1 protein-coding gene is annotated in these 1,097 nt (G+C 68.6%); it reads right to left on the reverse strand.

The window, feature by feature from the left end; genetic code table 11:
• The coding region (locus IN07_RS23235; protein ID WP_036341402.1) for a SulP family inorganic anion transporter at window positions 1–1,097 on the reverse strand (1,097 nt) is incomplete at both ends.

A 1,097-nucleotide genomic window follows, 5' to 3' on the forward strand; every position in this document is an offset into this window, starting at 1 on the left:
CTCGACGAGGTGGGCCACCCGGCGGGCGAAGAGCACGCAGGCGACCAGCACGCCGACGGCGACGCCGATGGCCAGGTTGTGGGTGATCAGGGTGACCGCCACGGTGGAGACCATCACGATCGTCTCGCTGCGGGGCATGGTGTGGATGGTGCGGAGGCTGTGCCAGTCGAAGGTGGCGATCGCCACGAAGATCATCACGGCGACCAGTGCGGCCATCGGGATGAGCGCGACGATGTCGCCCAGGACGACGACCATGATCAGCAGGAAGACCCCGGACAGGAAGGTCGACAGCCGGGTGCGGGCGCCGGACTTCACGTTGATCATCGTCTGGCCGATCATCGCGCAGCCGCCCATGCCGCCGAAGAACCCGGAGGCGATGTTCGCGACACCCTGGCCCCAGGACTCGCGGGTCTTGTTCGAGGGGGTGTCGGTGAGGTCGTCGACGAGCTTCGCCGTCATCAGCGACTCCATCAGCCCGACGAAGGCGACGCCCAGGGCGTAGGGCGCGATGATCGTCAGCGTCTCCCAGGTGAGCGGCAGGTCCGGGATGCCGAAGAACGGCAGCCTGTCGGGCAGCTCGCCCTGGTCCCCCACGTTCGGCACGGTCAAGGCGGCCGCGACGGTGAGCCCGGTGAGCACCACGATCGACACCAGCGGTGCCGGGATCGCGGTGGTCACCCGGGGGAGCAGGAAGATGATCGCCAGGCCGGCGGCGACCATCGGGTAGACGAGCCAGGATACGTCGGTGAGGTACGGCAGCTGCGCGGTGAAGATCAGGATGGCCAGCGCGTTGACGAAGCCGACCATGACGCTGCGCGGGATGAACCTCATCAGCCGGGCAAAGCCGGACAGGCCCAGCAGCACCTGGAACACGCCGCCCAGAACGACGGCGGCGAGCAGGTACTCGACGCCGTACTGCAGCGCCAGCGGTGCCACCACGAGCGCGATCGCCCCGGTGGCAGCGGTGATCATGGCGGGCCGGCCGCCGGTGAAGGCGATCACCACGGCCATGACGAAGGAGGAGAACAGGCCGACGCGGGGGTCGACCCCGGCCAGGATGGAGAAGCTGATCGCCTCGGGGATCAACGCGAGGGCCA

The sequence above is a fragment of the Modestobacter caceresii genome (assembly GCF_000761485.1).
In the GTDB taxonomy this organism is placed as follows: domain Bacteria; phylum Actinomycetota; class Actinomycetes; order Mycobacteriales; family Geodermatophilaceae; genus Modestobacter; species Modestobacter caceresii.